We start from the raw sequence: 3,121 nt of genomic DNA on the forward strand, positions 1-3,121 counted from the left end.
CGTAAACTGGGCGGCCGCGCCTGGCCCGGCGGCACCCGCCCCCGGTAGCGGCGGCCTCGCACCCGGCCAGATCCAGAAGAGCAGGAGCGCGGCCGCGCCGGCCAGCATGACTCCGATCGGCCGCAGCCGCACGGGTTGGGGGTGGAGCAGCCACCCCCAGGCGGTGCGCCAGAGGGAAGGCGCAGGTTGGGCGGAGAGCGTGCTCATGACACGCCCTTCCAGCCACGCCGGCGCCCGCTCTGCCCTCAGCTCGGCGGCCGAGGCGAGCAGAGCCTCCCATTCCCCGGTTTCCTGGCTCAGCTCCGGCGGCAGCGCGTCCCGCGGGATTTCGCCATCCAGGTAGCGCTGCAGGTCGGGATGAATCACAGCACCTCCTCCAGCATGGCCTTCAGTGCCTGCCGTGCCCGGTGCACCCGCATCTTGAGCGCGGGCACGGGCTCCTGCAGCAGCTCGGCCATCTCTTCGTACGACCGCCCCTCCACGTGCTTCAACACGAATGCCTCTCGCTGCGGCAGCGGCAGCCGCTCGAGTGCGCCTTGCAGAACCCTGCGCAGCTCAGCTCGCTCCAGGTCCGCTGCCGGGTCCGCGGCGGATCGGATGCTCGACGTGTGCTCGAGGCTGACGTCGCGGCGGCGGCCGCTCTTCAGGTGATCCCTGCACGCATTCGCGGCGATGCGGAACACCCAGGCGCCAAACCGGCCCGGGTCGCGGCACCCCTCGAGCTGAGCGTACGCCTTGACGAACGCCGATTGCACCAGGTCGGCCGCGGTGTCTGGCTGCCCCGTCATACGCAAGGCGTAGCGGTAAAGCAGGTCCTGGTACCGCCGGACCAGCAGTGCGTAGGCCTCGCGCTCCCCGCCCCGCACACGGGCCACCACCTCCGCATCGGCCCACTCCCCGCCGTGGCGGGGCGGTCCGCTCTCCTGCATCATCAGACGATTCGGTCTGCAAAAGGTCACAGCACACGCCGGCCCCGCTACTTGCCCGGGACCGGACCCGCCGCTATACTCGCCCTCTGGCCACGTGTTCCGCCCGGAGCCCGGAACGGGGCTGATTTCCTCCCAGGCACGCGGGAGGCATCGGCCCCGTAATCGTGTGGCGGATCCAGGGACGGAAGAGCGGCCGCACCTTTTGTACCCGCGTATGCCTGAAGGATACCAGTTCGCGCGCATCCCTGAAGACGGCGCCCCCGTCACCTACCGGGACGGCCAGTTGGCCGTGCCCAACACGCCGATCATCCCCTACATCGAGGGGGACGGCACAGGTCCGGACATCTGGCGCGCGGCTCGCCGCGTCCTCGAGGCGGCCGTCGAGCGCGCCTACGGCGGCGAGCGCCGCCTGGCCTGGATGGAAGTTGCGGCGGGCGAGAAGGCGGCGCGCGCGACGGGGGAGTGGCTGCCCGAGGAGACGCTGCAAGCACTCCGTGACTTCAGGGTCGGCATCAAGGGGCCGCTCACCACGCCCGTGGGGGGCGGGATCCGCTCCCTCAACGTCGCGCTCCGGCAGTTGCTCGACCTTTACGCCTGTATCCGTCCCGTGCGCTACATCGCGGGGGTGCCTTCGCCCCACCGCGAGCCGGAGCAGGTGGATTTCGTGATCTTCCGGGAGAACACGGAAGACGTCTACGCGGGGATTGAGTGGCCGGCGGGCAGCGCGGAAGCGGAGCAGTTGCGCGGCTTCCTGGTGGAAACGCTGGGGGCGGACGTCCGGCAGGGGAGCGCCCTGGGTGTCAAGCCGATGAGCGAATTCGGCAGCAAGCGCCTGATCGCCGCCGCGATCCGCTACGCGCTCCAGAGCCGCCGCCCCTCCGTGACCCTGGTGCACAAGGGCAACATCATGAAGTACACGGAGGGCGCGTTCCGCGACTGGGGGTACGAGGTCGCCCGCGAGCAGTTTGGGGGGTCTACCGTCTCCGAGGCCGAGGCGACGCCGGATGACGGCCGCGTCGTCATCAAGGACCGGATCGCCGACGCCATGTTCCAGCAGATCCTGTTGCGGCCCGGCGAGTACTCCGTCATCGCCACCCCCAACCTGAACGGGGATTACCTCTCGGACGCCGCCGCGGCCATGGTGGGCGGACTGGGAATGGCGCCGGGCGCCAATGTGGGAGATGAAGTGGCCGTGTTCGAGGCGACGCACGGCACGGCGCCGAAGTACGCGGGGCTGGACAAGGTGAACCCGGGCTCCCTCATCCTGTCCGGCATGATGCTGCTCGAGCACCTCGGCTGGGAGGAAGCCGCCCGTCTCGTGCTGCGCGGGCTCGAGGGTGCCGTACGCAGCAAAGTCGTGACCTATGACCTGGCGCGGCAGATGGACGGTGCCACGCTGGTTTCGACCTCGGGCTTCGCCGAGGCCATCGTGCAGCACATGGCCGGCGCCGCCTAGGCACTGGGCCAGCGGGTCGAAGCATGGCGGACCTACGAATCTCGACGACGGCAGCGCCGCTGGCCGACGTCACGACGCCGCTCCTGGTGCTGCAGCTCTTCGAGCGCGAGGACCAGGTCGTGGGCGCGCCGGCCCAGCTCGATACGCGCATGGGTGGCGCGATCTCCCGGGTCCTCGAGCGCGGCGATTTCCGCGGGAAGAAGAACGAGGCGCTGGTGCTCTACCCGCGCGGGGGTGAAGCCGGTGCCGAACGCGTGTTGCTGGTTGGGGCAGGGAAGCGCGAACAGTACACCGCGGAGCGGCTGCGCCAGTCTGTCGGTACCGCTGTCCGCCAGGCGGAGCGGCTGGGGGTGCCAGCCCTGGCCCTCTTCCTCGGCCATGTCGAGCAGTTGAGCGAGCGCATGGGCCCCTACCACACGGGGCGGACCGTGGTCGAGGCGGCCGTGCTGGCTGCCTGGGACTACCGCGAGCTGAAGACGCGGCCGGAGGAAGAGCTGCCACGCGCCAGGGTCGAAGAGCTGACCCTGCTGGCGGCCGACGAGACGGACGCGGCAGAGCTCGAGCGAGCAGCCGCATTTGCCCGGGTCGCGGCACAGGCCGAGAACCGCGCCCGGGAACTCGCCGTTCAGCCCGGCAACATCGTCACGCCTACGCACCTCGCCTCGGTGGCCCAGGAGCTGGCACGCGAGCAGGGCATGAAGGCGACGGTCCTTGATCGCGCCGCCATGCGCCGCGA

4 protein-coding genes are annotated in these 3,121 nt (G+C 70.4%); 2 read left to right on the plus strand and 2 right to left on the minus strand.

The genetic code is table 11. The annotated features are described in order from the left end of the window. Both HY703_13895 and HY703_13900 read right to left on the minus strand, forming a co-directional pair. Nucleotides 1-366, minus strand: a 366-nt coding sequence (locus tag HY703_13895; protein MBI4546282.1) for a hypothetical protein, incomplete at its 3' end; no start/stop codon positions are given. Then, nucleotides 363-932 carry a sigma-70 family RNA polymerase sigma factor gene (locus tag HY703_13900; protein ID MBI4546283.1) on the minus strand — a complete coding sequence of 190 codons (570 nt, stop codon included), beginning with the start codon at nucleotides 930-932 and terminating at the stop codon, nucleotides 363-365. The genes HY703_13895 and HY703_13900, both read right to left, overlap by 4 nt. Nucleotides 933-1,143: 211 nt before the next feature. Between HY703_13900 and icd the strand changes: the two genes are divergently transcribed. Then, on the plus strand, nucleotides 1,144-2,385 hold the full coding sequence (icd, locus tag HY703_13905) for an isocitrate dehydrogenase (NADP(+)) (GenBank protein MBI4546284.1): 1,242 nt from the start codon (nucleotides 1,144-1,146) through the stop codon (nucleotides 2,383-2,385). A 23-nt stretch (nucleotides 2,386-2,408) separates the two neighbouring features. Beyond that, nucleotides 2,409-3,121: hypothetical protein (locus tag HY703_13910; GenBank protein MBI4546285.1), on the plus strand; the 713-nt coding region annotated here is incomplete at its 3' end.

The sequence above is a fragment of the Gemmatimonadota bacterium genome (assembly GCA_016209965.1).
Taxonomy (GTDB): Bacteria; Gemmatimonadota; Gemmatimonadetes; order Longimicrobiales; family RSA9; genus JACQVE01.

Bases quoted from the DNA above. Each gene is read 5' to 3' on its own strand.
- HY703_13900 (MBI4546283.1), bottom strand. From the start codon at position 932: ATGATGCAGGAGAGCGGACCGCCCCGCCACGGCGGGGAGTGGGCCGAT.
- icd (MBI4546284.1), top strand. From the start codon at position 1,144: ATGCCTGAAGGATACCAGTTCGCGCGCATCCCTGAAGACGGCGCCCCC.